23 protein-coding genes and 1 pseudogene are annotated in these 26,702 nt (G+C 44.8%); 3 read left to right on the forward strand and 21 right to left on the reverse strand.

From position 1 onward, the window contains the following. Positions 1-137: 137 nt before the first annotated feature. The 17 genes from accA to rpsB form a co-directional block, all read right to left on the reverse strand. Positions 138-1,097 (reverse strand): acetyl-CoA carboxylase carboxyl transferase subunit alpha, encoded by a 960-nt coding sequence (gene accA, locus J4N42_RS10585; RefSeq protein ID WP_252027835.1) that lies wholly within the window; start codon positions 1,095-1,097, stop codon positions 138-140. 43 nt (positions 1,098-1,140) lie between these two features. Beyond that, complete coding sequence (gene dnaE, locus J4N42_RS10590) at positions 1,141-4,620, reverse strand: DNA polymerase III subunit alpha (RefSeq protein ID WP_252027837.1); 3,480 nt, start codon at positions 4,618-4,620, stop codon at positions 1,141-1,143. Positions 4,621-4,717: 97 nt separating this feature from the next. Further along, on the reverse strand, positions 4,718-5,347 hold the full coding sequence (rnhB, locus tag J4N42_RS10595; protein ID WP_252027839.1) for a ribonuclease HII: 630 nt from the start codon (positions 5,345-5,347) through the stop codon (positions 4,718-4,720). Between the two features lie 2 nt (positions 5,348-5,349). Beyond that, positions 5,350-6,498, reverse strand: a complete 1,149-nt coding sequence (lpxB, locus tag J4N42_RS10600) for a lipid-A-disaccharide synthase (RefSeq protein ID WP_252027841.1) — start codon at positions 6,496-6,498, stop codon at positions 5,350-5,352. A 92-nt stretch (positions 6,499-6,590) separates the two neighbouring features. Next, entirely contained in the window at positions 6,591-7,379 is a 789-nt protein-coding gene (gene lpxA / locus J4N42_RS10605) for an acyl-ACP--UDP-N-acetylglucosamine O-acyltransferase (protein WP_252027843.1), read from the reverse strand. Between the two features lies 1 nt (position 7,380). Beyond that, on the reverse strand, positions 7,381-7,833 hold the full coding sequence (gene fabZ / locus J4N42_RS10610; protein WP_252027845.1) for a 3-hydroxyacyl-ACP dehydratase FabZ: 453 nt from the start codon (positions 7,831-7,833) through the stop codon (positions 7,381-7,383). Between the two features lie 97 nt (positions 7,834-7,930). Further along, complete coding sequence (gene lpxD / locus J4N42_RS10615; RefSeq protein ID WP_252027847.1) at positions 7,931-8,965, reverse strand: UDP-3-O-(3-hydroxymyristoyl)glucosamine N-acyltransferase; 1,035 nt, start codon at positions 8,963-8,965, stop codon at positions 7,931-7,933. Between the two features lie 7 nt (positions 8,966-8,972). Further along, positions 8,973-9,482: an OmpH family outer membrane protein gene (locus J4N42_RS10620; RefSeq protein ID WP_252027848.1), complete on the reverse strand. Its 510-nt coding sequence runs from the start codon at positions 9,480-9,482 to the stop codon at positions 8,973-8,975. A 14-nt stretch (positions 9,483-9,496) separates the two neighbouring features. Further along, positions 9,497-11,911, reverse strand: coding sequence for an outer membrane protein assembly factor BamA (gene bamA, locus J4N42_RS10625; protein ID WP_252027850.1), 2,415 nt, complete (start codon positions 11,909-11,911; stop codon positions 9,497-9,499). 39 nt (positions 11,912-11,950) lie between these two features. After that, the gene (rseP, locus tag J4N42_RS10630; RefSeq protein ID WP_252027852.1) at positions 11,951-13,309 is read right to left on the reverse strand and encodes a sigma E protease regulator RseP; all 1,359 of its coding nucleotides are present in this window, start codon (positions 13,307-13,309) and stop codon (positions 11,951-11,953) included. Next, positions 13,306-14,514: a 1-deoxy-D-xylulose-5-phosphate reductoisomerase gene (gene ispC, locus J4N42_RS10635; protein ID WP_252027853.1), complete on the reverse strand. Its 1,209-nt coding sequence runs from the start codon at positions 14,512-14,514 to the stop codon at positions 13,306-13,308. Before ispC ends, rseP begins: the two co-directional genes overlap by 4 nt. Positions 14,515-14,556: 42 nt before the next feature. After that, complete coding sequence (locus J4N42_RS10640) at positions 14,557-15,399, reverse strand: phosphatidate cytidylyltransferase (RefSeq protein WP_252027854.1); 843 nt, start codon at positions 15,397-15,399, stop codon at positions 14,557-14,559. 13 nt (positions 15,400-15,412) lie between these two features. Further along, positions 15,413-16,168: an undecaprenyl pyrophosphate synthase gene (uppS, locus tag J4N42_RS10645; RefSeq protein ID WP_252027855.1), complete on the reverse strand. Its 756-nt coding sequence runs from the start codon at positions 16,166-16,168 to the stop codon at positions 15,413-15,415. Between the two features lie 108 nt (positions 16,169-16,276). Continuing rightward, positions 16,277-16,834 (reverse strand): ribosome recycling factor, encoded by a 558-nt coding sequence (gene frr, locus J4N42_RS10650; protein WP_252027856.1) that lies wholly within the window; start codon positions 16,832-16,834, stop codon positions 16,277-16,279. Positions 16,835-16,930: 96 nt separating this feature from the next. After that, on the reverse strand, positions 16,931-17,662 hold the full coding sequence (gene pyrH / locus J4N42_RS10655; protein WP_252027857.1) for a UMP kinase: 732 nt from the start codon (positions 17,660-17,662) through the stop codon (positions 16,931-16,933). Positions 17,663-17,823: 161 nt separating this feature from the next. Further along, positions 17,824-18,666, reverse strand: coding sequence for a translation elongation factor Ts (gene tsf, locus J4N42_RS10660; RefSeq protein WP_252027858.1), 843 nt, complete (start codon positions 18,664-18,666; stop codon positions 17,824-17,826). 131 nt (positions 18,667-18,797) lie between these two features. Continuing rightward, positions 18,798-19,526, reverse strand: coding sequence for a 30S ribosomal protein S2 (gene rpsB, locus J4N42_RS10665; RefSeq protein ID WP_252027859.1), 729 nt, complete (start codon positions 19,524-19,526; stop codon positions 18,798-18,800). Positions 19,527-19,872: 346 nt separating this feature from the next. On the opposite strand from rpsB, the gene map reads away from it, so the two are divergent. The 3 genes and pseudogenes from map (at position 19,873) to J4N42_RS10680 (ending at position 23,977) form a co-directional block, all read left to right on the forward strand. Then, the gene (gene map / locus J4N42_RS10670; RefSeq protein ID WP_252027860.1) at positions 19,873-20,751 is read left to right on the forward strand and encodes a type I methionyl aminopeptidase; all 879 of its coding nucleotides are present in this window, start codon (positions 19,873-19,875) and stop codon (positions 20,749-20,751) included. Positions 20,752-20,852: 101 nt separating this feature from the next. Next, positions 20,853-23,478: pseudogene (gene glnD / locus J4N42_RS10675) on the forward strand (bifunctional uridylyltransferase/uridylyl-removing protein GlnD). Between the two features lie 115 nt (positions 23,479-23,593). Beyond that, the gene (locus tag J4N42_RS10680; protein WP_252027862.1) at positions 23,594-23,977 is read left to right on the forward strand and encodes a DUF3461 family protein; all 384 of its coding nucleotides are present in this window, start codon (positions 23,594-23,596) and stop codon (positions 23,975-23,977) included. Positions 23,978-24,054: 77 nt separating this feature from the next. Here J4N42_RS10680 and pgpA read toward each other — a convergent pair whose 3' ends face one another. From pgpA to ribH, 4 genes are all read right to left on the reverse strand, one after another. Continuing rightward, positions 24,055-24,558: a phosphatidylglycerophosphatase A gene (gene pgpA, locus J4N42_RS10685; protein ID WP_252027864.1), complete on the reverse strand. Its 504-nt coding sequence runs from the start codon at positions 24,556-24,558 to the stop codon at positions 24,055-24,057. A gap of 2 nt (positions 24,559-24,560) precedes the next feature. Next, a complete protein-coding gene (gene thiL, locus J4N42_RS10690; protein ID WP_252027866.1) occupies positions 24,561-25,529 on the reverse strand; it encodes a thiamine-phosphate kinase in 969 nt (322 codons plus the stop codon). A 98-nt stretch (positions 25,530-25,627) separates the two neighbouring features. Next, positions 25,628-26,095, reverse strand: a complete 468-nt coding sequence (gene nusB, locus J4N42_RS10695) for a transcription antitermination factor NusB (RefSeq protein WP_252027868.1) — start codon at positions 26,093-26,095, stop codon at positions 25,628-25,630. Further along, positions 26,095-26,565 carry a 6,7-dimethyl-8-ribityllumazine synthase gene (gene ribH, locus J4N42_RS10700; protein WP_004415274.1) on the reverse strand — a complete coding sequence of 157 codons (471 nt, stop codon included), beginning with the start codon at positions 26,563-26,565 and terminating at the stop codon, positions 26,095-26,097. Before ribH ends, nusB begins: the two co-directional genes overlap by 1 nt. Between the last annotated feature and the right edge of the window lie 137 nt (positions 26,566-26,702).

A 26,702-nucleotide genomic window follows, 5' to 3' on the forward strand; every position in this document is an offset into this window, starting at 1 on the left:
ATAAAAGCTAGTTCCTGTGGTGATAACCGCATTCTAGGCATTAGTATATCTGCGACAGCTGCGATTTACACTTACGCCATAAACAGCAGACACAAAAAAGGCCGGGATATCCCGACCTTTAAATGGTTCGCTTTCGGTTAACAGTAACCGTAGCTCATTAGGCGCTGGTAGCGACGCTCTAGTAGAGAGTCATTGTCAAACTGTTCAAGTTCATTTAGCTGCTTAAGCAGAGTCGCTTTCATGTTCGCCGCCATTTGCTGGTGATCTCGATGTGCACCACCTAATGGCTCTTCGATGATTTCATCGATCAGCTCTAGCTCTTTCAGGCGTGGAGCGATAAGGCCCATAGCTTCTGCTGCTTGAGGCGCTTTATCTGAGTCACGCCATAGGATTGAAGCACAACCTTCTGGTGAGATTACAGAGTACGTAGAATATTGCAGCATGTTCACGTAATCACCAACACCAATTGCTAGTGCACCACCAGAACCACCCTCACCAATCACGTTACAAATAACAGGAACTTTAAGGCCAGCCATTACTTTTAGGTTTTTCGCGATCGCTTCCGATTGGCCACGCTCTTCTGCGCCAACACCAGGGTATGCACCTGCAGTATCAATAAACGTAATGATAGGCATGTTAAAACGCTCTGCCATTTCCATCAAACGAAGCGCTTTGCGGTAACCCTCTGGCTTAGGCATACCGAAGTTGCGTTTAACTTTTTCTTTAGTCTCTCGACCTTTTTGGTGGCCAATGACCATAACTGGGCGACCATCTAAGCGAGCCATACCACCAACAATCGCTTTATCGTCAGCAAATGCGCGGTCGCCAGCCAGTTCATCGAACTCTGTAAATACATGCTCTAGGTAATCCAGAGTGTATGGACGAAGTGGATGACGAGCTAGTTGAGCTGTTTCCCACGCACCTAAATCGCTAAAGATTTTCTTTTTAAGCTCTAAGCTTTTCTTTTCAAGTTGTTCAATTTCTTTGTCTAGATCAACTGCTGCATCACCACCGTGACGAGAAACGTCACGTAGTGCTTCAATCTTCGCTTCAAGTTCAGCAATTGGCTTTTCAAATTCTAGAAAGTTTAGGCTCATTTATTGATCCTTTTAGTGTTCAGCTGTGTTAGCAGCTCAACGTTTAGTTAAATTCGAGTTCGACCTGGCTTGAGCCAAGCAACTGTTTCAATTCGTCTAATAATGTATCGCTTGGCGTTACACGCCATTCTGTACCTAGCGTTAGGCGCGCTCTGGCATCGGCTCGCTGGTAATATACATTGACAGGCACACTGCCTGCTCGATGAGGCTCTAGAATTCGACTAAAGCGCTCAAAAAACTGTCCGTCAATTTGCGATTCTTCGATCGTAACGGATAAACCACGAGTGTATTTCTCGCGTGCGCTCCCTAAGTCCATGACTTCGCGCGCGGACATTTTAAGACCACCATTGAAATCATCAAAGCTGACCTGTCCAGAAACGACCAAAATTTTATCTTTTTCTAACAGTTCTGCGTATCTGTCAAGCGCATCTGAGAATAACATGACTTCCATTCGGCCTGAACGGTCATCTAAAGTCATGATGCCAATACGTGAACCTCGCTTCGTAGTCATCACTCTTGCCGCAATAACTAACCCCGACACTGTCAATGACTGATCACGCCTCGTCGGCGTGGCATCTTTTAGTCGACAGCTGGTGTATTTACCCAGTTCCTTTAAGTAAGCATTAATTGGGTGCCCCGTTAAATACAAACCTAGTGTATCTCGTTCACCTTCTAACCATACTTTCTCTGGCCATGCCGGAACTTTAGTGTACTTATGCTCTACTTCTTCCGGAGCATCAGTCAGTACGCCAAACATGTCAGCCTGACCAAACGCTTCTGCTTGGTGATGCTGGCTGGCCGCTTTTACCGCATCATTTAGTGACGCCATCATTGCTGCACGGTGAGGTCCTAACCGGTCAAGTGCACCAGCATAGATCAATTTTTCAATCACACGTTTATTGACCTTTTTAAGGTCAATACGCGCACAAAAATCGAATAAATCTTTGAAGTGGCCACCTTTTTCGCGCGCTTCTAAAATCGCATCGATAGGGCCTTCACCCACCCCTTTAATTGCACCGATACCGTAAACAATGGCCCCAGTTTCATCTACGTTGAAACGATACAAACCTTTATTAATATCCGGTGGCAGCAGCTTCAGTTTCATTCGGATACATTCATCCACCAAGCCAACCACTTTCTCGGTATTATCCATATCAGCGGTCATTACCGCTGCCATAAATTCAGCTGGGTAGTGGGTTTTAAGCCAAAGTGTTTGATAGGAAACTAACGCATAAGCTGCTGAGTGCGATTTGTTAAATCCGTAACCGGCGAACTTTTCCACCAAGTCAAAGATTTTCATCGCGAGTTCGCCGTCGACGCCATTGTTCTCAGCGCCCTCTTTGAAGGTGCCACGTTGCTTGGCCATTTCCTCAGGTTTTTTCTTACCCATTGCACGGCGCAGCATATCCGCACCACCCAATGTGTAGCCAGCTAAGATCTGTGCAATCTGCATTACCTGCTCCTGATACAGGATAATGCCGTAAGTCGGTTCTAACGTCTCTTTCAGAGACTCGTGCTGCCAAGTTTCATCAGGATAAGAAATTGCTTCTCGACCATGCTTACGGTCGATAAAGTTATCAACCATGCCCGATTGCAGCGGCCCTGGTCGGAAAAGTGCTACCAAAGCGATGATGTCTTCGAAACAGTCAGGTTGAAGGCGTTTAATTAGATCCTTCATACCGCGAGATTCAAGCTGGAATACCGCCGTTGTCTCAGAGTTTTGCAGCAAGTTAAATGACGCTTGATCTTCTAGGTCAATAGACTCGATACGTACCGGAGGCTTACCTTCTCTTTCTAAGCGTGGGTTAATCAGCCCCAGTGCCCAGTCAATGATGGTTAGGGTTCTTAATCCCAAGAAGTCGAATTTAACCAACCCCGCTGTTTCTACGTCGTTTTTATCAAACTGGGTAACGGGGAAGTTACCTTCTGAGTCAGCATAGATTGGTGCGAAATCGGTGATTGTCGTCGGTGAAATTACAACACCACCAGCGTGCTTACCTGCATTTCGAGTACAGCCTTCAAGAATGCGACACTTGTCGATTAGCTCCTTGACTTCTTCATCGTTGTTGTAAAGCTCTGGTAGCGCTGGTTCAGCATCAAATGCTTTAGCGAGCGTCATGCCTGGATCAGGCGGCACCAACTTAGAGATTCTATCAACAAAACCAAATGGGTGGCCCAACACACGGCCTACATCTCGAATTACCGCTTTTGCCGCCATCGTACCGAACGTAATAATCTGAGATACCGCATCTCGGCCATACATTTCGGCCACGTGGTCAATAACCTGATCACGCTTATCCATGCAGAAGTCGATATCAAAATCGGGCATCGAAACACGTTCTGGATTCAAGAATCGCTCGAACAGCAAATCGTACTCAAGCGGATCTAGATCTGTGATGTCTAGCGCGTACGCGACTAGGGAGCCGGCACCAGAGCCTCGTCCAGGACCAACGGGAACGTCATTATCTTTCGACCACTGGATGAACTCCATTACGATCAAGAAGTAACCAGGGAAACCCATGTTGTTAATTACTTCGAGCTCGATTTTCAAGCGCTCATCATATTCAGGGCGGCGCTCGGCTCTGACTTGTTCATCAGGAAACAAAAATGCTAGGCGGCGCTCTAACCCTTCTTCAGACTTCTTAATCAAAAAGTCTTCTATCTTCATACCTTCAGTTGGGAAATTAGGTAAGAAGTACTCACCTAAGCGAACGGTAACATTACAGCGTTTGGCTATCTCGACACTGTTTTGTAGCGCTTCTGGAATATCAGAGAATAGCTCGCACATTTCCTCTTCACTTCGAAGGTATTGCTGTGCGCTGTAGTTTTTCGGCCTTCTAGGGTCATCAAGGGTAAAGCCATCGTGAATTGCTACTCGGATCTCGTGCGCATCAAACAGCTCTTGCTCTATAAAGACTACTTCGTTCGTTGCGACAACCGGTAGATCATGCTTCTCGGCGACTTCAAGGGCGAAATGTAAGTAAGTTTCTTCGTCTGAACGCCCAGTTCTAATAAGTTCAAGATAAAAGTGGTCGGCAAAGTGCTGCTGATAAAACGCTATCGACTGTTCGACTAAAGCAGGATTACCTTTAAGTAGTGCCTTACCTATTTCACCCTCTTTAGCGCCAGACAACACGATAAGCCCTTTGGCGTGCTCAGCAAGCCACTCTTTGTCTATCACTGGCTGATGCTGTACATGCCCGCGTAAATAGGCTTTTGAAATCAATAAAGTAAGGTTTTTATAACCATCGTTATCTTTAGCAAGCACCGTGAGTTTAGTTAATTCATCACCAAACTCTTTCGATTGCATCGAGAAGTCAGCACCCACAATAGGCTTAACGCCACAGCCATGAGCGGTCCCATAAAACTTCACCAGACCGCATAAGTTGGTAAAGTCGGTGATTGCCATCGCAGGCATACCTAACTCGGCGACTTTCTTCACCAGAGGTGGGACTTTAGACAGGCCGTCGACCATAGAGAAATCACTATGGACTCGGAGGTGAATAAACTTTGGGTCTGACATTAACTGCTTCCTGAAGAAAAAGCGAAGGGCTTTCTAATGGCTTGGTAGTTTACGTGATTGCGTGTGCGGCTTAAAGGCACACGCTCAAACTTCTGACTTACTCGAGACCAAGTGCTCGTTTAACCGGCTTAAAGCTCTTGCGATGCTGTTCAATTACACCATGTTGTTCAATTGCTTCAAAGTGTGCCTTAGTTGGATAACCTTTGTGCTTAGCAAAACCAAATTCAGGATGTAGCCTATCCAACTCTTCCATTTCTTGGTCCCGCACTACTTTTGCAATGATCGACGCTGCGCTAATTTCTGCAACTCTCATATCCCCTTTGACAACCGCGATACCATCCATCGGTAAATCTGGGACTCGGTTTCCATCAATTAGGGCCAGATCCGGAGTAATGTTTAACCCTGCAATTGCGCGCTGCATAGCAACCATTGTGGCTTGCAAAATATTGAGCTCATCAATCTCCTGAGGAGAACATCGCCCGACAGACCAAGCTAAGGCCTTTTCTTTGATTTCGGGAAGTAACGCTAGACGCTTTTTCTCTGATAGCTTTTTAGAGTCGTTCAATCCTTCAATCGGGTTGTTCGGGTCGAGAATTACAGCGGCAGTCACGACATCACCCACCAATGGTCCTCGCCCAACTTCATCAACCCCGGCAACAGTTTGGTACCCTTGCGGAATTTCGAACGGAGGAAGTTCTGTTTTCGAATTTTTCTTTTCAGTTGGCATGTTTAGTTTCGTTCAAATTGTATTAGTTCAAGGACAGCCTTCGCAGCTTGCTCATCGGCGTTTTTACGAATCCATTTATGCATATCGGTGAACCGTTCGATCAATTCGGTATTATCAGCAGTTAACATTTCTTCCACTGCCGGTACCAGAAACTCTGGCTCACACTCTTCCATAAGTAGCTCTTTAACCAGTTCTTCTCCAGCCAATATGTTGGGTAACGAAACAAACTCCGTTATCGCGAGTTTACGAACTAGCCAACCAGTAAGCCTATTCACTTTATAGCCGACGACCATAGGTCTTTTGAGTAACATACACTCGAGAGCAACCGTTCCTGATGCAAGTAACACAGCATCAGAGGCAGTAATCACATTTCGTGCAGTGTCTTGCACGATAGTAAACTCAAGTTCTGGTGCAGTTTGCTGCCAAATTTCTTCAAACTGCTGTCGGCGCTTATCGTTGACTGCAGCGACAACGAACCCAAGCTCTGGGTGGGATTTCTTGAGCTTTTGGCAAGTTTCTATAAATGGTTTAGCAATAAGTCCTACTTCACCGCCTCGGCTACCAGGCAGAACTGCGAGCCACTGCCTATTTGGATCTAAATTGAGATGCTCTTGAGCTTCTGCTTGATTAGGAACTAAAGGAATTGCATCAGCAAGAGTATGGCCGATAAACTCACAAGCCACGTTGTATTTATCGTAGAAAGCTTTTTCAAACGGAAGAAAAGCTAAGACTAGATCCGTTGCCGCATCGATCTTGAAAATTCGTTTAGGTCGCCACGCCCATACCGACGGACTTACATAGTGAACCGTTTTAATCCCGGCTTTTTTTAGGTCTAGTTCCAAGCGTAAGTTGAAGTCAGGAGCATCAATACCGATGAAGACATCCGGTGGGTTGCTGATAAAGTATTTAACCAACTCCGCTTTCACTTTGAGTAAACGAGGTAAGCGGCCCAGAACTTCGACCAATCCCATCACAGCGAGTTCTTCCATATCAAATAGAGACTCACAGCCTTGAGCAATCATTTTTGGTCCACCGATACCAACAAACTCAGCATTTGGATGCTGTTGCTTGACGGCCTTGATAAAGCCTTCTCCTAGCGTGTCACCTGACAACTCACCAGCAATAATGCCAATTCGCAACGGTTTATCCATAACTCAATTTTCCCTTTCTACGGGTCATCAAAATACAAAAAGATCGCTACTCATAGAGATAGCGATCTTCATTACACACCGTTCACGATGTTTTAGCGAATAATACCACGAGTCGAATTTTCAATTAGCGTAGTGAACTGGCCAATTGATTCATACTCTTTCGCCATTTCTTCTAGAACTGGCATCACTTCAGCGATGGTTTTTCCGCTACGGTAGATCTCTTTGTAGGCACTACGAATAGCGCGGATTTCAGGTTTCTCAAACCCACGACGCTTCAATCCTTCCACATTAATACCAAATGGTTTGCAGTGGTTACCTTGTGCCATTACAAATGGAGGAACGTCTTGTACTACCACAGATGCTCCACCAACAAAGCTATGTGCTCCTACAGTACAGAATTGATGTACCGGTGATAACGCTGAAACAATCGCGTAGTCTTCAATGGTTACATGGCCAGCCAACGTCGCGTTGTTACCCATGATGATGTTATCACCCACAACACAGTCATGAGCAATATGAACGTTGACACAAAATAGGTTGTCGCTACCCACTGTCGTAACGCCTTTATCCTGAACTGTACCACGATGCATCTGAACGCTTTCACGAATCACGTTGCGGTCGCCAACCACTAAGCGGGTGTCTTCACCTTGATACTTCTTGTCTTGACACTCTTCACCAATCACAGCAAATGGGAAGATACGGTTGTCTTCTCCAATTACCGTTGGCCCTTTGATTACGACATGTGACATCACTTCCGTGCCACGACCGATTTCAACGTTTGAGGTAATATAAGTAAAAGGGCCTACTGTTACGTCTGCGCCAATTACCGCTCCCTCTTCAACCACCGCACTTGGGTGGATTTGAGCACTTTCATGAATCATATTAAAACTCTCGGCGAGCACACTTTAGCTCGGCAGAACATACAACTTCGCCATCGACTTTTGCGATGCAATCAAACGCAGCAATTCCACGGCGCTCTTTTACAAATGTTACTTCAATAACAAGTTGGTCACCTGGTGTCACTGGCTTGCGGAACTTAGCTTTATCAACACTCGCGAAGTAGTACAGTTCGTTATCTGCAGGAGCACCAAACGATTTAAATCCTAATAAACCCGTTGCTTGCGCCATTGCTTCAAGGATAAGTACACCTGGGAAAACGGGTAGTTGAGGGAAGTGACCTGTGAACTGAGGTTCGTTTACTGATACGTTCTTAATCGCCGTCAGGTACTTTTCTTCTTCAAAGTCTGTTACACGATCAATCAGCAAAAATGGGTAGCGATGAGGCAAAAGCTCCTGAATTTCAGTAATGTCCATCGTTTTCTTTTCAGTAGTCAAAGTCAAATTCCTATAAAGTAAAACTTCAAAAAATAATCGCCAATATAATAGACGAAAAAGACTCGCATTTCGCGAGCCTTTACCGAGAAAGTTGGAATTAAGATTCCTTTTCTTGCTCTTCAAGCAATTTTTCAACTGCTTTAAGGCGTTTGTTCATCTCATCAATTCGATGAACTCGAGTCGCCGTCTTACGCCACTCTTTGTTGGTTTGCAAAGGTATACCTGATGAGTACATCCCCTTCTCGGAAATGCTGCGCATCACCATCCCCATACCGGTAATCGTAACGCCATCTGCAATTTCGATATGACCATTGATTACCGATGCACCACCAATAATGCAGTATTTACCAATTTTGGTACTTCCTGCCACAACTGTACCACCCGCCATGGCTGTACCATATCCGATCTGTACGTTATGCGCGATTTGAAGTTGGTTATCCAGAATAACGTTATCTTCAATAACCGTATCTTCTAGAGCACCACGATCTATGGTAGTACATGCGCCAATTTCGACACGATTGCCAATTCGAACCGTGCCTAGCTGAGGAATTTTTATCCACTCACCTTTTTCGTTAGCGTAACCGAAGCCATCCGCACCAATCACCGTACTTGATTGAACCAAACAATCAGAACCGATCACGACCGAATGATAGATGGAAACATTTGCCCACAGCTTTGTATTCGTTCCAATCTTGGCATTCTTGCCAACAAAACAACCTGCACCGATTACAACGTTGTCGCCTAGCTCTACGCCAGACTCAATCACTGCATTCGCACCAACCGCTACGTTATTACCCATAACCACATCAGTGGCGATCACTGCAGTTGACGCAATGTTATCAGCGGGTTTAGGAGTAATGTCCAGAGCTTGAGCTACTTTAGCAAACGCTACATAAGGATCATCCACAACTAGAGCATTACCAGCACACAGCTCACGTTGTGCTTCTTTTACCATAACAACTGTCGCTTTACAGTCGGCAAGGTGTTTTGCATATCTAGGGTTGGACAAGAAAGTCACATGCCCTGCTTCAGCTTTATCCATTGGAGCTACCATAGTCACGCTAGCATTTGCGTCACCGTGCAACTCCCCCCCGGTTATTGCGGCCAATTCGGCTAAAGTCAGTGTTAACATAAACGTATTATTTTAGTGATTTGATTACTTGTTCAGAGATGTTGTACTCAGGTTTTGCGTAAGATAGAGCTTGAGCGTCAACAACCATATCGTAGCCTTCTTTTTCAGCAACCTTCGCTACAGCATCTTGAATGACTTTAAACAACTTTTGCTTTTCTTCAGCTTCGCGGCGAGCTGATGCTTTCTCAAGAGCTTGTGCTTTAATCTTGTACTTACTGTCAAGCTGACCAATTTCAATGCGCAGTTTTTCAACTTCTTCAGGGCCTAATAGCTCACCATCACGCTTTAGCTTCTCAATTTTAGTTTGAGCTTCAGCTTGAATAGCTTGCAGTTCACCCGCCTTATCTTTGAACTCTTCTTGCATTTTCTGCAGTACAACTTCGCGCTGTGGAAGAGCTTGAAATACTTGTGCGGTGTTGATGTAACCGACTTTCTGAGCCGCTTCTGCAGCATTAGCAAAGAACGAAGAAGTTAATACTGCTAGGCTAAGACCAGCCGCTTTGATCGCTTTATTCAAAATATAATTCCTTATTAGAAGGTTCTACCGATAGTGAAAGTGAAGACTTCTTTATCGTCACCCTCGTAATATTCTATTGGCTGTGCCAACGAGAAGACTAATGGACCCATTGGAGACATCCATTGCAATGCAACACCAACGGATGAGCGATAGTTTGATGGATCCGAATAGTCATAGTAATACTGGTTACCATAATCCGCACCAGAACTACGGTAATCAAATTCAGTGTCCCATACACTTGCCATATCGAAGAAGATACTAGTACGGATCTGGTTTCTCACCTCATCCGATGCAAATGGCGTAGGCACGATTAATTCCACGCTTGCCAGGGCAATGGCGTTACCACCGACTGAATCATCAGTCGCGGTATCGGTACCATTGTTCGAGTTTGAGTAGTCTCGATAAACAGCTTTCGGACCAGCTGAGTTTGAGCCAAAGCCTCGTAACGTCGTAAAGCCACCGGCGTAATAGTTCTCATAGAATGGGAACAGGTTATCTTGACCATCAGTTTGACCGTAACCATTGCCATAACCTAGGCGCCCGCGTAACAGTAGCGAGAACTCCCCTTTTTGAGTTAACGAGAAATACTGTCTTACATCATACTGCACTTTAAAGTACTGAACGTCAGAGCCAGGTACGGTCATCTTATAAAATGCACGTTGGTGGTTACCTGAAGTTGGGAAATACGTTCGGTTTAGCTTGTTACGAGTCCAAGAAACGTTGATATCGAAGTCATTGGTATTAAGAGAACCTTCACTATCAATGTTGCTTGCTTGAGAGGCTAAGAATTGCTCTACCTGCAGGTATGGGCTTAAGTTACCAATCTTGTTATGTGTATAACCTACACCAAACTCAAAAAAGTTAAGTTCATCGAATGGGAAACCCCAAGTCAAACTAGCGCCGTAACTTTCATTGGTGTAGTCGACGATACCTGCCTCGGAAGCTTCAAACTCGTTGTAGAAAATTTTACCACCAAGACTCACACCATCAAGATTCCAGTAAGGGTCGCGATAATCCAAACTGACATTCTTTTGGTAGTCGTTCATCATGGCGTTTACGCCAACACGGTTACCTGATCCTAGGAAGTTATCTTGCTGTAAGCCCACTTGGAAGCTAACACCCGACTCAGTACCATAACCGATACCAAAGTTCACACTGCCCGAGTTAGCCTCTTTGACGTTGTATACAAGATCGACTTGGTCTTCACTACCAGGGACACGGACGGTCTGAACTTCAACAGTTTCAAAGAAACCTAAACGATTCAAACGAGTCTTACCCGTATCGATCGCTTTCGAGTTTAACCAACTGCCTTCCATTTGACGCATTTCTCGGCGAAGAACTTCATCTTTCGTCGAGTTGTTACCAACAAATCGAATATCTCGTACATAGATACGATTACCCGCCTCGACATTAATGACAAGCGATACTTCTTGAGTTTCATCATCAAATTCAGGGATGGTTCGAACTTGTGGGTATGCGTAACCCGCCTCCCCAAGAACACGCTTAACATCTTCTTCTAAGCGAGTTACAGATGACCCATTATAAGTATCACCATCTTCAAATGGGATCATCGACTTAAATTCGTCTTCTTTGCCTATCAGCTCACCACGGAACTGGACATCTTTGACTGTATAAGGATTGCCTTCATCCAACCCCAAAGTGATGTATACACCTTTCTTATCAGGAGAAATAGCAACTTGGGTTGAATCTACTTGAAACTTAAGGAAGCCTCGATCTAAATAGTAAGATTTTAATGCTTCAATATCACCCGCTAAAACCTGCTTCTGATACTTATCGTCCGCTAAAAAGTTCCACCACGCGACATCGACATTCAAGTTAAAACGGCTCAACAGTTCTTCGTCAGTAAAAACTTCATTACCGATAAAGTTGATCTGTTTGATTTTTGCCGAAACCCCTTCGGTAAACACAAATTTCAAATCTGAACGGTTACGAGGAAGAGGTGTAACAACAGCTTTCACTGTCGCATTGTATTTACCAACACTGTAGTAAAAGTCTTCCAAACCTTTTTCGATATTTGAAAGCGTTGTGCGATCTAGGGCTTCGCCTACACGGATACCTGATGCATCAAGGTTTTGCTGCAACTGCTCTTCTTTAATTGCATCGTTACCTGAGAAAGAAATGCTCGCAATTGTCGGTCGCTCTTTGACCTGAACAACTAAAACATCACCATCCCTTAATACTTTTACATCTTCAAAGTTACCAGACGTGTATAAAGCGCGAATGATTTCCGCGACATCTTGGCCATCGACATTGTCGCCAATTCGCACAGGCATGTTCAATAGTGCAGCACCCAGTGCTACACGCTGTAATCCTTCGATTTTGATGTCCTGAACAACAAAGTTTTCAGCACCATTTGCAGATACACTCGTCGCTAGGAGCGTTGCAAATAGAATATTTTTCATCGCCATATTTGTTTTAGTTATTCCTTACTACAACCTTTGCCTTGTTTACAGGCGAGTAAAATCGTTAAAAATTGCTATAGCCATTAAGGAGAAAATAATTGCTCCTCCAATTCGATACCCCATCTCTTGGACCTTCTCAGGTACAGGGCGACGGATAATGGCTTCAATGGCAAAAAAGAGCAAATGTCCACCATCAAGCATAGGCAGCGGAACCAAATTAATAATCCCTAGGTTAACGCTAATCAGCGCCAAGAACCCCAAGAAATAGACCAACCCGTAATCAGCTGTTGTGCCAGCCCCCTTCGCAATCGAAATAGGACCGCTTAAATTGTTTAGACCTACATCGCCGACAATCAGCTTTTTAAGCATCCCTACCGTTAGGTTAATGACTTGGATTGTCTTATCTATCGATTTACCAACAGCTTCGAATACACCATATTGGAGGTCGAATCGATAACTTTCCGGCCATTCTGCGACCTCAGGAGCAATCCCAGCAAAACCAATATTGCCACTTTGGGAGTCACTACGGCTGTCTGGTGTTAACGTTAGCATCTGCAGCATACCATTTCTTTCAATCTGCAAAGCGATATCTGTCTCTGGATTGCCGCGAATTAACTTCACAACTTGCTGCCAATTTTCAATTGCTTGGCCATTAGCTGCGACGATACGATCACCACTCTCTAATCCAGCTCTCGCACCTGCCCCCTCTTCCGACACAGTATTCAACGTAGTCGAAATCTCTGGAGTAAATGGCCTAAATCCAAGTGCTCCCATAGCAGACTCTGTTTCTGGGTTAAAGTTCCATGAAGTGAGATCTAAAGTTTTAGTTTGTTCGTAGTCAACGCTTTCTGAAGGTTTAACCGTTAGCGTTAATGAGCTATCGCCAATATGGGAAATTAAGCCCATATTCACAGATTCCCAGTCTGCGGTTTTGACGCCACCGATTGAAGTAAGTTCCATGCCCGGTTCCAAACCTGCCTGCGCGGCAATTGAATAAGGAGTCACTTCTCCAACGACCGGTTTGACTGCTGGTACTCCAATCAGGAAAACAGCCCAGTAAGCAAAAATGGCGAACAGAAAGTTAAATACAGGACCTGCTGCTACAATAGCCGTTCTAGCCCATAAAGGTTTTTTATCGAACGCCACGCTATGTTGCTCTGGAGATAGTTCATCTACTCGACTATCGACCATTTTTACGTAGCCACCCAATGGGATAACAGACACACTGTATTCAGTGCCATCCTTGCCCACTCGGCTCCAAATTGATTTCCCAAAGCCTATCGAAAACTTTTCGACCTTTACGCCACAACGTCGAGCTACCCAAAAATGGCCAAATTCATGCACAGCAACCAATATGCCTAATGCAACAATAAATGAAACAAAGTTCCAAAGAATCCCAGTCATACTTTACACTCGCGCACTATTTCATGGGCTTTAATACGAGCTATTTTATCTAGCTCTATCAGGCCGTCCAAATCGAAATGAGATCCAGCCGTTGGTGCAGCGTTTACTTTCGACATTGTCAACTCGTTCACTTTCGCAATATCAGTGAAACCTATTTGATTCGTCAAAAATGCTTCTACTGCTATCTCATTGGCAGCATTTAGCGTGGTGGTTAGATGCTGGCCTTCATAACAGGCATCCATAGCGAGCTTCAAACAAGGATAGCGAGTATAGTCGGGGGCTAAAAATGTCAGCTCACTTACTTTGGTAAAGTCTAATGGTGCAACTCCCGCAGGAACCCTGTCTGGATAAGACATAGTACATGCGATAGGTGTCGCCATATCAGGCTCCCCCATTTGAGCAAGCACAGAACCATCATTGTACTGAACCATCGAATGAATCACAGACTGAGGGTGAATAATGACATCCAACTGTGACTTGTCAGCATTAAACAACCATTTCGCCTCAATGTATTCGAGGCCCTTATTCATCATAGTGGCAGAGTCGACTGAGATTTTCTTACCCATAGACCAATTTGGGTGCGCGATAGCTTGTTCAGGAGTAACGGTGGCTAGCATAGACGGTTCAGTATAGCGGAATGGCCCACCGGAACCAGTAAGCAGAATTTTGCTTATGCCATTTCCCGCCAGATCACAATGACCCATTTGATGTTGAACCGACTGCGGTAAACATTGAAAGATTGCATTATGCTCGCTGTCGACAGGCAACAATTCAGCACCATGAGTACGGACAGCGTCAATGAACAACTGTCCTGACATTACGAGTGCTTCTTTATTTGCTAGCAAGATACGTTTGCCCGCCTTCACGGCCGCCATTGTCGGTAAAAGCCCAGCGGCCCCAACAATAGCGGCCATAACGGTATCAACGTCTTCCAGTGAAGCGGCTTCACACAAGCCTTGCTCTCCCGCAAGAACTTCCGTCATGATACCTTCTGACTTCAGCATTGTTTGTAGTTCGCCAGCAGCTTTAATATCTGCCATTACTGCCACACGTGGACGCCACTTTTTGCAAAGCTGCATCATCTTTGCAACGTTACTCCCGGCCGCCAATGCCACAATCTCGAATGTGTGAGGGTTTTGCTCAACCACTTTTAGCGTACTGGCACCAATTGAGCCTGTTGCACCTAAAATAGTTAATTTACGCATAATGAAACCGAAACCTAAGTAAGCAGAACTAATGCTTATTTACTAAAAGATGAAATACAGAAGAGCGAACACAGGAAATGCTGCAGTGAGGCTGTCTACGCGATCCAAGATACCACCATGCCCCGGAATAATGTTTCCACTATCTTTAATACCCGAGACTCGCTTAAACATACTTTCAACCAAATCCCCTAGCACGGAAATTACGACGGTGACAAAAGTGATTGCAATCATAGCCCCGGCACTAGAAAACTCAATTCCGAATCCCTTAGCGGCAACCCAAGCAACAAATATGGCGGTTATAATCCCACCGATAAGTCCTTCAATCGTTTTATTCGGGCTCACTGAAGGTGCCATTTTGCGCTTACCCAAGCTCTTACCAGCGAAATAGGCTCCACTGTCGGCAGCCCATACAATTAAGCAGACAAATAGCACCAACTTAGCGCCATGATAAGGCGACGCATCAATGCTCTCCGCCCTTAACAGTAGAACACTCCAGAAAAACGGCAATAAGGTAAGGACACCAAATAGGTGTCTTAAGATGTTAGAGTCCTGCCAGCTTGCACTAGATCTAGGATAAGTGATAGCGAGTAAGCTCGAAGCAACCCACCAAGCACCACCTAGAGCCAAGACAAAATAGTGAGCGGGTAACACTGCATTAAGGCTAGTGGCATCAAAAGGAATGACAAGAAGGCTTAGGCCACTAATTGCAATTGCTGGAACAAGTGCAGTCACTCTAGACTTATGCTCCACAAATTGGGTCCATTCCCAAAAACCAATTACTGTAATCACAGCGATTGCAGCAATAAACGCGTCCAATGGGAGTTTGAAAATCCCTAATATAACCAACGGCGCCAAGATAAGCGCTGTAATTATTCTTTGCTTCAAACTAATGAATCCTTTATTGATTATCCATCAATGCCTTGATTTGTTCACCGGTGCAACCAAAACGTCTTTCACGATTAACAAACCAAGTCACTGCTTCTACTAAACTGTCCTCACCAAACTCGGGCCAGTAAATAGGAGTAAAGTACATCTCTGCGTATGCCAGTTGCCATAACATAAAGTTACTTATGCGGCATTCACCACTGGTTCGTATCAACAAGTCGACTTCAGGAATGTCTGACATCGTTAAATGCTGAGTAATGAGCTCTTCATTGATATCGCCCGATGATAACTCACCAGATTCCACTTTCTGTGCAAGAGCGCTCATCGCTTGGGTGATGTCCCACTTACCACCATAGTTAGCAGCGATATTGATGACCATCCCCGTATTTTGAGCTGTTTTCGCTTCAGCTTCAGCAATTTTTTTCTGTAGTCGACTACTAAAGCGGCTTTTGTCACCAATAATACGTAAGCGTAAATTGTTCTTATGCAGTCGTTTCACTTCTGTAGAAAGTACAGTGATAAACAGTTCCATAAGCACACCGATCTCTTCTTCAGGTCGACGCCAGTTTTCACTACTAAAGGCAAATAAAGTTACTGCTTTAATACCAAGCCGAGTCGCCGTCGAAATAGTTTTGCGCACCGCCGCTACACCATTTTTGTGGCCGAACACACGAGGTTTCCCTTGCGCTTTAGCCCAGCGGCCGTTTCCGTCCATGATGATTGCGATATGCTGTGGAAGTGCGTCTACTGACAGTTGAGACTTTTGCATAGAGGTGGCTTGATAGATAGACATTCAGAATAGTGATGAGAGAGATTAGCATAAAAAAGCGCTGTGCCATATACACAGCGCTTTCAAAAAAGAAGAGTTTATAAGCTATTAAACTTCCATCAACTCTTTTTCTTTAGCAGCTAGAACTTCATCAACTTTCTTTACTGCTACGTCAGTCAGCTTTTGAATCTCGTCTTGTGCTTTACGATCTTCATCTTCTGAAATTTCTTTGTCTTTTAGCAGAGCTTTTAGCTCGTTGTTCGCATCACGACGGATATTACGGATTGCGACACGACCGCCTTCCGCTTCGCCACGAACGATCTTAACTAGATCTTTACGACGCTCTTCTGTCAGTGGTGGAAGTGGAACACGAATAACTGTACCAGCCGACATAGGGTTCAAACCTAGGTCTGATTGCATGATCGCTTTTTCAACTTTTGCAGTCAGCTCTTTATCAAATACCGTGATAGCTAGCGTACGTGCATCTTCAGCAATGACGTTGCCCACTTGATTTAGTGGAGTTTGAGCACCGTAGTACTCAACAGAAATACCAGATAGAAGGCTTGGATGCGCACGACCTGTACGAATTTTGATTAGGTTGTTTTTTAGCGCTTCAACGCTCTTGTCCATGCGCTCTTGCGCGTCGTTTTTAATTTCGTTAATCACAATTTCACCTTAAATATGTGCTCTTTCGCTAAGAAAGCTGAAGAGGGGAAAGTTCAGAAGTTCCTTGCCAAGCATCACTCGACAAGGAAACACAGCTTACTCAGCATCGCTGATTAGTGTACCTTCAGTTTCACCCATCACCACGCGGCGTAATGCGCCTGGCTTGTTCATATTGAATACACGGATAGGCATTTTATGGTCACGCGCTAGAGTGAACGCTGCCAAATCCATTACTTTAAGCTCTTTTTCAAGAACACTGCTGTAAGTAAGCTTATCATACAGCTCTGCATCTGGGTTGGCTACTGGGTCTGCAGTAAATACACCGTCTACTTTTGTTGCTTTTAGAACTACATCCGCTTCAATTTCGATACCGCGCAAACAAGCAGCAGAATCTGTCGTGAAGAATGGGTTACCAGTACCTGCAGAGAAGATAACAACTCGGCCTTGACGTAGCTGACTGATCGCATCAGCCCAGTTGTAGTCGTCACACACACCTTTAAGTGGGATAGCAGACATCACACGCGCGTTAACATAAGCACGGTGCAACGCATCACGCATAGCTAGGCCATTCATTACAGTTGCTAGCATACCCATATGGTCGCCAACAACACGATTCATACCCGCTTCAGCAAGGCCTGCACCACGGAACAAGTTACCACCACCGATAACGACACCGACTTGAACACCTAGTTCTACCAGTTCTTTAACTTCTTGAGCCATACGATCCAAAATAGTTGGGTCGATACCAAAACCTTCTTCGCCTTGTAGCGCTTCGCCACTCAGTTTTAATAGGATACGTTGATACGCTGGTTTAGGGTTCGTAGTCATGGAGTTTACCTTCCAAAATGAGAGTTGTTGATTAACAGTCATGGATGAGCTTTAGTCTCAATAGATGAGTAAAAGCGCATTCATCACTGAAATAGTCTTCTCTTATCATAAAAAGACCGCAGCCTTGGCTACGGTCTAATATGTATGCAGGTCTCTAAGGATTAACCTTTTTGAGCCGCTGCTACTTCTTCAGCGAAGCTCATTTCTTCCGCTTTCTCGATACCTTCACCTACTTCTAGGCGAACGAAAGTAGAAACAGAAGCGCCACGCTCTTTAAGGATTTCACCAACAGATTTCTTAGGTTCCATTACGAACGCTTGACCTGTTAGAGAAATCTCGCCAGTGAACTTCTTCATGCGGCCAACAACCATCTTCTCTGCGATTTCAGCTGGCTTGCCTTCGTTCATTGCGATTTCAACTTGAACAGCTTTCTCTTTTTCTACTACGTCTGCTGGTACGTCTTCTGGGTTAACGAACTCAGGACGAGAAGCAGCAACGTGCATAGCTACGTGCTTAAGAGTTTCTGCGTCGCCTTCACCAGCAACAACAACACCGATCTTCTCACCGTGACGGTAAGCAGAGATAGCAGCGCCTTCAACGTATTGTACGCGACGGATGTTGATGTTTTCACCGATCTTAGCAACTAGAGCGATACGCTCTTCTTCGAATTTAGCTTGAAGCTCTTCTGCAGAAGCTTTAGTCGCTAGAGCGTCAGCAGCTACTTTTTCTGCGAATGCAGTGAAGTTAGCATCTTTAGCAACGAAGTCAGTTTGGCAGTTCACTTCTAGAAGAGCAGCAACGCCGTTTTCTTCTTTGATGATGATTGCGCCTTCAGCAGCAACGTTACCTGCTTTCTTAGCAGCTTTCGCAGCGCCAGACTTACGCATGTTTTCAATTGCTAGTTCGATGTCGCCGTTTGTTTCGTTCAGCGCTTTCTTACAGTCCATCATGCCTGCGCCAGTGCGGTCGCGCAGTTCTTTAACTAGAGCAGCAGTAACAGCCATTCTAAATTCCTCAGTTGATTCTGGATTTGGTAAAAAACAGGGGCCTACATTTTCGGCCCCTGCTGATAACTATAACTCAGTTTATGCGACAACCATGTTGCGCATAAATTAAGTGTGACTCGGAGCAGCTATTATTCAGCTTCTACGAAGCCGTCTTTTTCAGCAGCAACAGCAACGTCTTTGTTACGACCTTCTGTAACCGATTGAGCTGCAGCGTTTAGGTAAAGCTGTACAGCACGGATAGCATCGTCGTTACCAGGGATAACGAAGTCAACGCCATCTGGGTTAGAGTTAGTATCAACTACAGCGTAAACTGGGATACCTAGGTTGTTTGCTTCTTTAACTGCGATGTGCTCGTGATCAGCGTCGATTACGAATAGAGCGTCTGGTAGGCCGCCCATATCTTTGATACCACCAAGAGATTTCTCTAGCTTCTCCATTTCGCGAGTACGCATTAGAGCTTCTTTCTTAGTTAGCTTGTCAAAAGTACCGTCTTGAGACTGTGCTTCTAGGTCTTTTAGACGCTTGATAGACTGACGAACAGTTTTGTAGTTTGTTAGCATACCGCCTAACCAGCGGTTGTTAACGTAGAACTGGTTGCTTGCAACAGCAGCTTCTTTAACAGCTTCAGATGCAGCGCGCTTAGTACCAACGAAAAGAACTTTACCTTTTTTCTCGCCAACTTTAGCAAGCTCAGCTAGAGCTTCATTGAACATTGGAACAGTTTTTTCTAGGTTGATGATATGAACTTTGTTACGAGCACCAAAGATGAATGGCTTCATTTTTGGGTTCCAGTAACGAGTTTGGTGACCGAAGTGAACACCAGCTTTAAGCATATCGCGCATTGATACAGTTGCCATTTTATAATCCTCTATGGGGTTAGGCCTCCACATTCCCCATAACTCCGACCCGTACTATCAGTAGGGCACCCCGGAATATGTGTCGGAATGTGTGTGATTTAAAGATAAATGTTTAAGGAAATCACTAATCAGCTTCGCCAAATTGTTCTCAAAACAATGGAGAGAACTGACCAAGAATTCCGGCGCGCTTTATACCATATTTTTAGGCCACCTGGCTAGTAAAAGTTAAAAAACTGCTGCGCGAGTTTTCTCCCCTTCAGCTTCAACTGATACACATTCGCAAACCATCCTGATAGAATGCGCGCATAAGCACGTATAGTGCCAACGAATTTGTAGAGAAAAGCCAATGTCAATCAAGATCAAAACTGCTCAAGAAATCGAACGCATGCGTATCGCAGGTGCGTTAGCTGCTGAAATCCTAGAAATGATTGAACCTCATATCAAAGAGGGCGTCACAACCGACGAACTGAACCAGATTTGTCATGATTACGGAATCGAGAAAGGTGCTTACTCAGCACCACTAGATTACCACGGTTTTCCAAAATCAATTTGTACCTCGATTAACCACATCGTTTGTCACGGTATTCCAGCAAGCCAAGACGAAATTGGCAGTAACGGTCAACCTAAACCCGCTGTACTAAAGAACGGAGATATCATCAATGTCGATATCACCGTCATTATTCCAGATGACGAAAATGCGGATTTGAGCACTCGCCCGGCGGGATACCATGGTGATACTTCAAAAATGTTCCTTGTTGGTGATGTTTCACCTGCAGATAAGCGCCTTTGTATGGTTGCTCAAGAGGCACTGTATATCGGTATGCGCAAGGTGAAGCCGGGGGCAACCGTTGGTGATATCGGCACTGCTATCGAAAAATACATCAAAGAGAACAATAAAAAGAACCCACGCAACAAATTTTCTATTGTGAAAGACTTCTGTGGTCACGGTATTGGTAACGAGTTCCACGAAGAGCCACAAGTTGTTCACTACAAAAACAGCGATCGCCGTGTATTGAAAGAAGGTATGTGCTTCACCATAGAACCAATGATTAACGCGGGTAAATTTGGCTGCAGTGTCGACGCAGAAGATGATTGGACAGTCTATACTGGCGACGGCAAAAACTCAGCACAGTGGGAGCACACTCTACTAGTGACTGCCACTGGATGTGAAGTACTGACACTACGAAGCGAAGAAGACATCCCTCGCTTGATGAAAAACGCCTAACTCCTCTTTCAAATATCCCTGCCCTGCAGGGATATTTTTTTATCGACTTCTATCTGTTAAATTAACTCTACACTGGAGTTAACTTGCATGGATCGCAATGTATGCCGTACCAATCACCTCTGAACTTTTCGACACAACAGCTTTCAATCAGCGAATTAAAACAGCAACTCGAAACCTTTTCTAATTATCAACGTACCGAATTCCTTAATCACCACCCGGTTACCGACCTTGTATTAGGTCGCTCGGAGTATATGGACTTGCTATTGCACCGCCTATGGCAAGAATTTGGTTTCGACCAACTGCCCAACATTAGCCTTGTCGCTGTGGGTGGCTATGGTAGAGGCGAACTTCACCCTTTATCGGACATTGATATTCTAATCGTGTCTAAGAAAACACTTCCAGATAACTTAGGCAGTAAAGTGAGTGAGTTCATTACCCTACTATGGGATTTACGATTGGAAGTCGGTCACGCAGTGAGAACGGTCGAAGAATGTTCCCAGATCGGTAAAGACGACCTAACCGTCGCCACCAATCTGCAAGAGGCTCGATTACTTTGCGGCTGCGAAGATACATTCCACCAGCTAAAACTCGCCATACATTCTGAATCCTTTTGGCCAAGTGAAACCTTTTACAAAGCCAAGATTCAAGAACAAAAAGAACGTCATGCTCGCTACCACGACACCACATACAACTTAGAGCCAGACATCAAATCAACGCCCGGTGGTTTACGCGATATACATACCCTAAGCTGGGTTGCTCGCCGCCACTTTGGTGCCACCTCACTGCTCGAAATGAGTCGATTTGGTTTCCTTACGGATGCCGAATACCGCGAGCTGGTTGAGTGCCAAGACTTTCTCTGGCGAGTTCGTTTTGCTCTGCATATCGAGCTTAAGCGTTACGACAATCGACTAACGTTTGCTCATCAAGCACAGGTCGCTGAACATCTCGGTTATGCTGGAGAAGGGAACCGCGGTGTCGAAATGATGATGAAGGAGTTCTATCGAACCCTACGTCGTGTCGCTGAACTAAACAAAATGCTGCTTAAGTTGTTTGACCAAGCGATTCTCAACAATGGTGTGGTATGCGAACCAGAAATCATTAGCGAAGATTTCCAACGCCGTGGCAAACTTATCGAAGCGAGAAAACCGGCTCTATTCCAAGCGAGACCTGAAACCATCTTGGATATGTTTATCCACATCGCCAATGACTCGAGCATTGAAGGCGTCGCCCCCCCTACTCTTCGCCAACTCCGAACGGCAAGACGAAGACTGAATCGCTTTTTGCATACGATTCCTGAAGCACGTGAAAAGTTTATGGAACTGGTTCGCCACCCTAACGCGCTGCATAAAGCGTTCAGCCTAATGCACAAGCTAGGTGTGCTTGCTGCTTACTTGCCACAATGGAGTCAGATTGTTGGTCAAATGCAGTTCGACCTATTCCACGTCTATACAGTAGATGAGCACAGTGTGCGCCTTCTCAAGCACATTAATACGTTCAGTTACGCTGAAAATCACCAAAAACACCCTATCTGCTGTGAAGTCTACCCGAGAATACAGAAGAAAGAATTACTGATCCTCGCCGCTATTTTCCATGACATAGGCAAGGGACGTGGTGGTGATCACTCCGAGATTGGCGCGGTCGAAGCCTATAACTTTTGCATGGAACATGGCTTATCCAAGCCAGAAGCTAAGCTAGTCTCCTGGCTGGTTCAAAACCATCTTCTCATGTCCGTTACGGCTCAACGTCGAGACATCTACGATCCAGAAGTAATCACTGAATTCGCTAAAAAAGTACGTGATGAAGAATACTTAGAATTTCTTGTCTGCCTCACTGTCGCAGATAATTTGTGCAACCAATCCAGAGCTTTGGAATAGCTGGAAGCGCACGTTGTTAGCAGAATTATTCTATTCAACTCAAAGAGCGCTACGAAGAGGGTTAGAGAACCCTGTCGATGTAAGAGACAGGATTCGCCATAACCAACAAATGGCCTCGGCGTTACTAAGAAAAGAGGGGTTCTCAGCACGCGAAATCGAGGTCCTTTGGCAGCGTTTCAAAGCCGACTACTTCCTACGCCATACTCATAAGCAGATTGCTTGGCATGGCAGCCAACTCTTACAACACGATAATCCAAACGAACCGCTGATTTTAATCAGTAAGAAGCCTACACGTGGTGGCACTGAAGTATTTGTGTACAGTAAAGACCAACACGCTCTGTTTGCGACAGTGGTTGCTGAACTGGATAGACGAAACTTCAACGTTCACGATGCTCAAGTTATGACCAGTAAAGATGGATTCGTCCTCGATACTTTTATGGTGCTCGACCAAAATGGTGAAGCCATAGATGAAAGCCGCCATAAAGCCGTAACCAAGCATCTTATACATGTCTTACAAGATGGCAGGCCAACCAAAATTAAAACCCGCCGTACTCCACGTAACCTACAGCACTTCACGGTCAAAACTGGCGTCGACTTTTTACCAACCAAAAGTAAAAAACGTACCTTGATGGAGTTTGTCGCCTTGGATACTCCTGGGCTACTTGCCACTGTAGGGGCCACTTTTGCTGACTTGGGCGTTCACTTACATGGAGCAAAGATCACCACCATAGGTGAGCGCGCAGAAGACCTTTTCATCCTAACTAGCAGCACAGGTGGGAAACTCAATGAAGATGAACAAAATCAGCTGCGCGAAAGGTTGATTAATAACGTTGCCGAGCTGGCGCCAAATTAAGCGCGATCTTGCCCACAAGTTAAACAGACAGCCTAAATATCAACTATCTACCACGAATTTAGGCTGCTACATTAGTAAAGGTAAATAACACCCAACAACACCATAGAGGTAGCCTATGTTTCCAAACCTCACTGGCTTAGGAATTCAAGAACCTAAGCAAATCGAGCGTTATTCTCTTAGACAAGAAGCGCACAAGGATGTGTTAAAAATTTACTTTCACAAACAAAAAGGGGAGCTGTTTGCGAAGAGTGTGAAATTCAAATATCCCCGCCAAGTGAAAAATGTACTGGTTGATAGCGGCAGTCATAAGTACAAAGAAATTACAGAAATTAACCGTAATTTAACGCTAGTAATTGATGAGTTAAACAAAATAACCAAGCCAGAGAAGCTAGCCGAAGTCGACGTGAAGCAGAAAATCCTCACCGACTTACGTCACTTAGAGAAAGTGGTTTCAAGTAAAATTGCGGAGATTGAAGCTGACCTTGAGAAACTCAAGTAAGTTGCTTCAGTACGAGATAGAGAAAAGGGCTGACATCATTGTCAGCCCTTTTCTATTTATATGCAGTTTGGACTTGTCTACAACCAACCAGCATAACGACCAATAAGGTAAAGTGAGACACCCGCCATAATACCAGCGACAATATCATCAATCATGATCCCTAGCCCACCGTGGATTCGTTTATCCAACCAACCAATTGGCCACGGTTTTACCATGTCAAAAAAGCGGAATAGTATAAAACCGGTCAGTAACCACTTCCAATCCGTCGCATCAAGGTTGAACAACGGAATGACTAACATGGTGATCCAAAATCCAGCGAATTCGTCCCATACAATCGAGCCATGGTCATGTACGCCCATATCGTCTGACGTAACCTGGCAGATCTTAATACCTATGATGCAAGAGATGATGACAGCCAATACATAAAGAGGAAGTGGCAGTTGAACCAATAATAAATACAGTGGGATTGCCGCAACCGTTCCCATTGTGCCGGGAATGATTGGCGATAACCCGCTACCAAAGCCAGTTGCAAGCAGATGCCATGGATTTTTTAGTGAAATAAGCGCAAGTGGGTTTGTCATTTTTAAACCTTGAAATGATCGTAACCAGCTAATTGCCAGTCGATAGGATTACCTTGTTGATGCAGTTCTAACACACCTTGTGGCCTAACCTGACCAATGCATGTCACTTTAGCACCACAATGAGCCAGTGCACTTTCGACCATGCCTTTATTCTGGTCGGGCACAGTAAAGCACAATTCATATTCTTCACCACTGCTGAGCGCATATTTTTGAGCTGACGTGCTATCTTGCAAGTAGGCCCTAAGCGTATCAGAAACCGGAAGTAAAGAAACATCGATAGAAGCACCGACATTTGAACGCTTCAAGATATGGCCTAAGTCGGAAATCAGGCCATCTGAAATATCAATGGCTGCACTAGCAACACCAAGCAAAGCTTGACCAACTAGCACTCTGGGCGTAGATATATAGTGCCTTTTTTCTAACTCCAGCGCACTCGGCTGACTACGCTTAGCAGGATCCAAAATCACTTCTAGCCCAGCTTTACTGTCACCCAATTCCCCAGTGACGAATATCCAATCCCCGATTTCAGCACCATCTCGTTTAAGGGCTCTCTCTTCAGGTACAAAGCCTTGAACCGTCAAAGTCAGGCTCAGTGGGCCTTTGGTCGTATCGCCACCAATAAGCTGGATCCCAAAGTAATCAGCCAATTCAAAGAAAGATTGGCAGAACGGTTCTAGCCATTGTTCATCGGGCTCTGGCATCGTTAGAGCAAAACTGACCCACGCGGGTGTTGCACCCATTGCAGCTAAGTCACTGATGTTAGAAGCCAAAGCTTTATGGGCAACCCAGGCTGGGTTTGCACTAGCGAGAAAGTGAGTACCTGCCACTAATGTATCGGTACTGATCGCAATAGAAACATTTTCAGGAGGCTTTACAAGCGCACAGTCATCTCCCAAAGACAACAATACATCTTTGCGCTGAGATTGACGGTTAGAGAAGTATTTATCGATAAGGTTGAATTCGCCAGACATAGTCTATGTTACTTCAAAGTGGTGAGAGCCTAAAAAAGGTAAACGCTAAACAACAAAAAGGCCAGCAACTGCTGACCTTTTAATTGTAACGTATCTTGTTATTTCTTACGTACGTGTGGCGCGGCTTTATCTAGCACACCATTCACAAATTTGTGACTTTCTTCTGCGGCGAATACTTTTGCAAGTTCAATCGCTTCGTTGATTACCACTTTGTAAGGTACGTCTTCGCGACGAGTCATTTCATACATAGCAAGACGAAGCAAAGCAAGCTCCATCATGTCTAGGTCCTGCATAGGACGCGCTGTGTATGGACGAATCTTGCTGTCTAGCTCTGTGTGACTTAGCACAACACCTGTTAGTAGGTCACGGAAGTAAGCTACGTCAGTTTCTGGAGCAGTTAACGCTGGTTCAGCGGCATGATGCTCTTCTTCATCATACTTACCACCAGATAAAAACTGTTCTTCAATTGTGGCAACATTATCTTTAGTAATTTGCCAAGAATAAATTGCTTGTAAAGCAAATTGACGTGCATTACGACGTGCGGCTGGTTTCACACTGGCCCCCATTAGGAATCGATTTCAGATAGAACGTTAATCATCTCAAGCGCGCTCAGTGCAGCCTCTGCACCCTTGTTACCAGCCTTGGTTCCTGCGCGTTCAATTGCTTGATCGATTGTATCAACAGTTAGGACACCGAATGCGACTGGAAGGCTATATTCCAGAGACACTTGTGCCAAACCTTTATTACATTCACTACAAACATAGTCAAAGTGTGGCGTTCCGCCACGAATTACTGTACCTAGAGATACGATAGCGTCGAACTTTCCAGTTTTAGCAACACGTTGCGCAACAAGCGGTAGCTCTACAGCACCAGGACAGCGTACAACAGTGATGTTGTCTTCGCTAACTTGTCCATGACGCTTTAAAGTATCGATTGCACCAGAAAGAAGACTTTCGTTAATAAAACTGTTGAAACGAGAAATAACGATAGCAATTTTTGCATTTGGCGCTGGGAAGCCACCCTCGATCACTTTCATAAGCTTTCCTTTAACTATGTTCATCAAGTGAGAATCGCCGGATTCTAGCATAAAACTGTGAGCAATATCTAATAGGTTTTTGCAGAAATCTGACGGTTTTGAAATTAGAAAGCGAGGTAGTAACTACCTCGCCCAAA

The organism is Vibrio sp. SCSIO 43135 (assembly GCF_023716665.1).
Classification (GTDB): domain Bacteria; phylum Pseudomonadota; class Gammaproteobacteria; order Enterobacterales; family Vibrionaceae; genus Vibrio; species Vibrio paucivorans.

Bases quoted from the DNA above. Each gene is read 5' to 3' on its own strand.
- accA (WP_252027835.1), bottom strand. From the start codon at position 1,097: ATGAGCCTAAACTTTCTAGAATTTGAAAAGCCAATTGCTGAACTTGAA.
- dnaE (WP_252027837.1), bottom strand. From the start codon at position 4,620: ATGTCAGACCCAAAGTTTATTCACCTCCGAGTCCATAGTGATTTCTCT.
- rnhB (WP_252027839.1), bottom strand. From the start codon at position 5,347: ATGCCAACTGAAAAGAAAAATTCGAAAACAGAACTTCCTCCGTTCGAA.
- lpxB (WP_252027841.1), bottom strand. From the start codon at position 6,498: ATGGATAAACCGTTGCGAATTGGCATTATTGCTGGTGAGTTGTCAGGT.
- lpxA (WP_252027843.1), bottom strand. From the start codon at position 7,379: ATGATTCATGAAAGTGCTCAAATCCACCCAAGTGCGGTGGTTGAAGAG.
- lpxD (WP_252027847.1), bottom strand. From the start codon at position 8,965: ATGTTAACACTGACTTTAGCCGAATTGGCCGCAATAACCGGGGGGGAG.
- bamA (WP_252027850.1), bottom strand. From the start codon at position 11,911: ATGGCGATGAAAAATATTCTATTTGCAACGCTCCTAGCGACGAGTGTA.
- rseP (WP_252027852.1), bottom strand. From the start codon at position 13,309: ATGACTGGGATTCTTTGGAACTTTGTTTCATTTATTGTTGCATTAGGC.
- ispC (WP_252027853.1), bottom strand. From the start codon at position 14,514: ATGCGTAAATTAACTATTTTAGGTGCAACAGGCTCAATTGGTGCCAGT.
- uppS (WP_252027855.1), bottom strand. From the start codon at position 16,168: ATGCAAAAGTCTCAACTGTCAGTAGACGCACTTCCACAGCATATCGCA.
- pyrH (WP_252027857.1), bottom strand. From the start codon at position 17,662: ATGACTACGAACCCTAAACCAGCGTATCAACGTATCCTATTAAAACTG.
- tsf (WP_252027858.1), bottom strand. From the start codon at position 18,666: ATGGCTGTTACTGCTGCTCTAGTTAAAGAACTGCGCGACCGCACTGGC.
- rpsB (WP_252027859.1), bottom strand. From the start codon at position 19,526: ATGGCAACTGTATCAATGCGCGATATGCTTAAAGCTGGTGTTCACTTC.
- map (WP_252027860.1), top strand. From the start codon at position 19,873: ATGTCAATCAAGATCAAAACTGCTCAAGAAATCGAACGCATGCGTATC.
- J4N42_RS10680 (WP_252027862.1), top strand. From the start codon at position 23,594: ATGTTTCCAAACCTCACTGGCTTAGGAATTCAAGAACCTAAGCAAATC.
- pgpA (WP_252027864.1), bottom strand. From the start codon at position 24,558: ATGACAAACCCACTTGCGCTTATTTCACTAAAAAATCCATGGCATCTG.
- thiL (WP_252027866.1), bottom strand. From the start codon at position 25,529: ATGTCTGGCGAATTCAACCTTATCGATAAATACTTCTCTAACCGTCAA.
- nusB (WP_252027868.1), bottom strand. From the start codon at position 26,095: ATGGGGGCCAGTGTGAAACCAGCCGCACGTCGTAATGCACGTCAATTT.
- ribH (WP_004415274.1), bottom strand. From the start codon at position 26,565: ATGAAAGTGATCGAGGGTGGCTTCCCAGCGCCAAATGCAAAAATTGCT.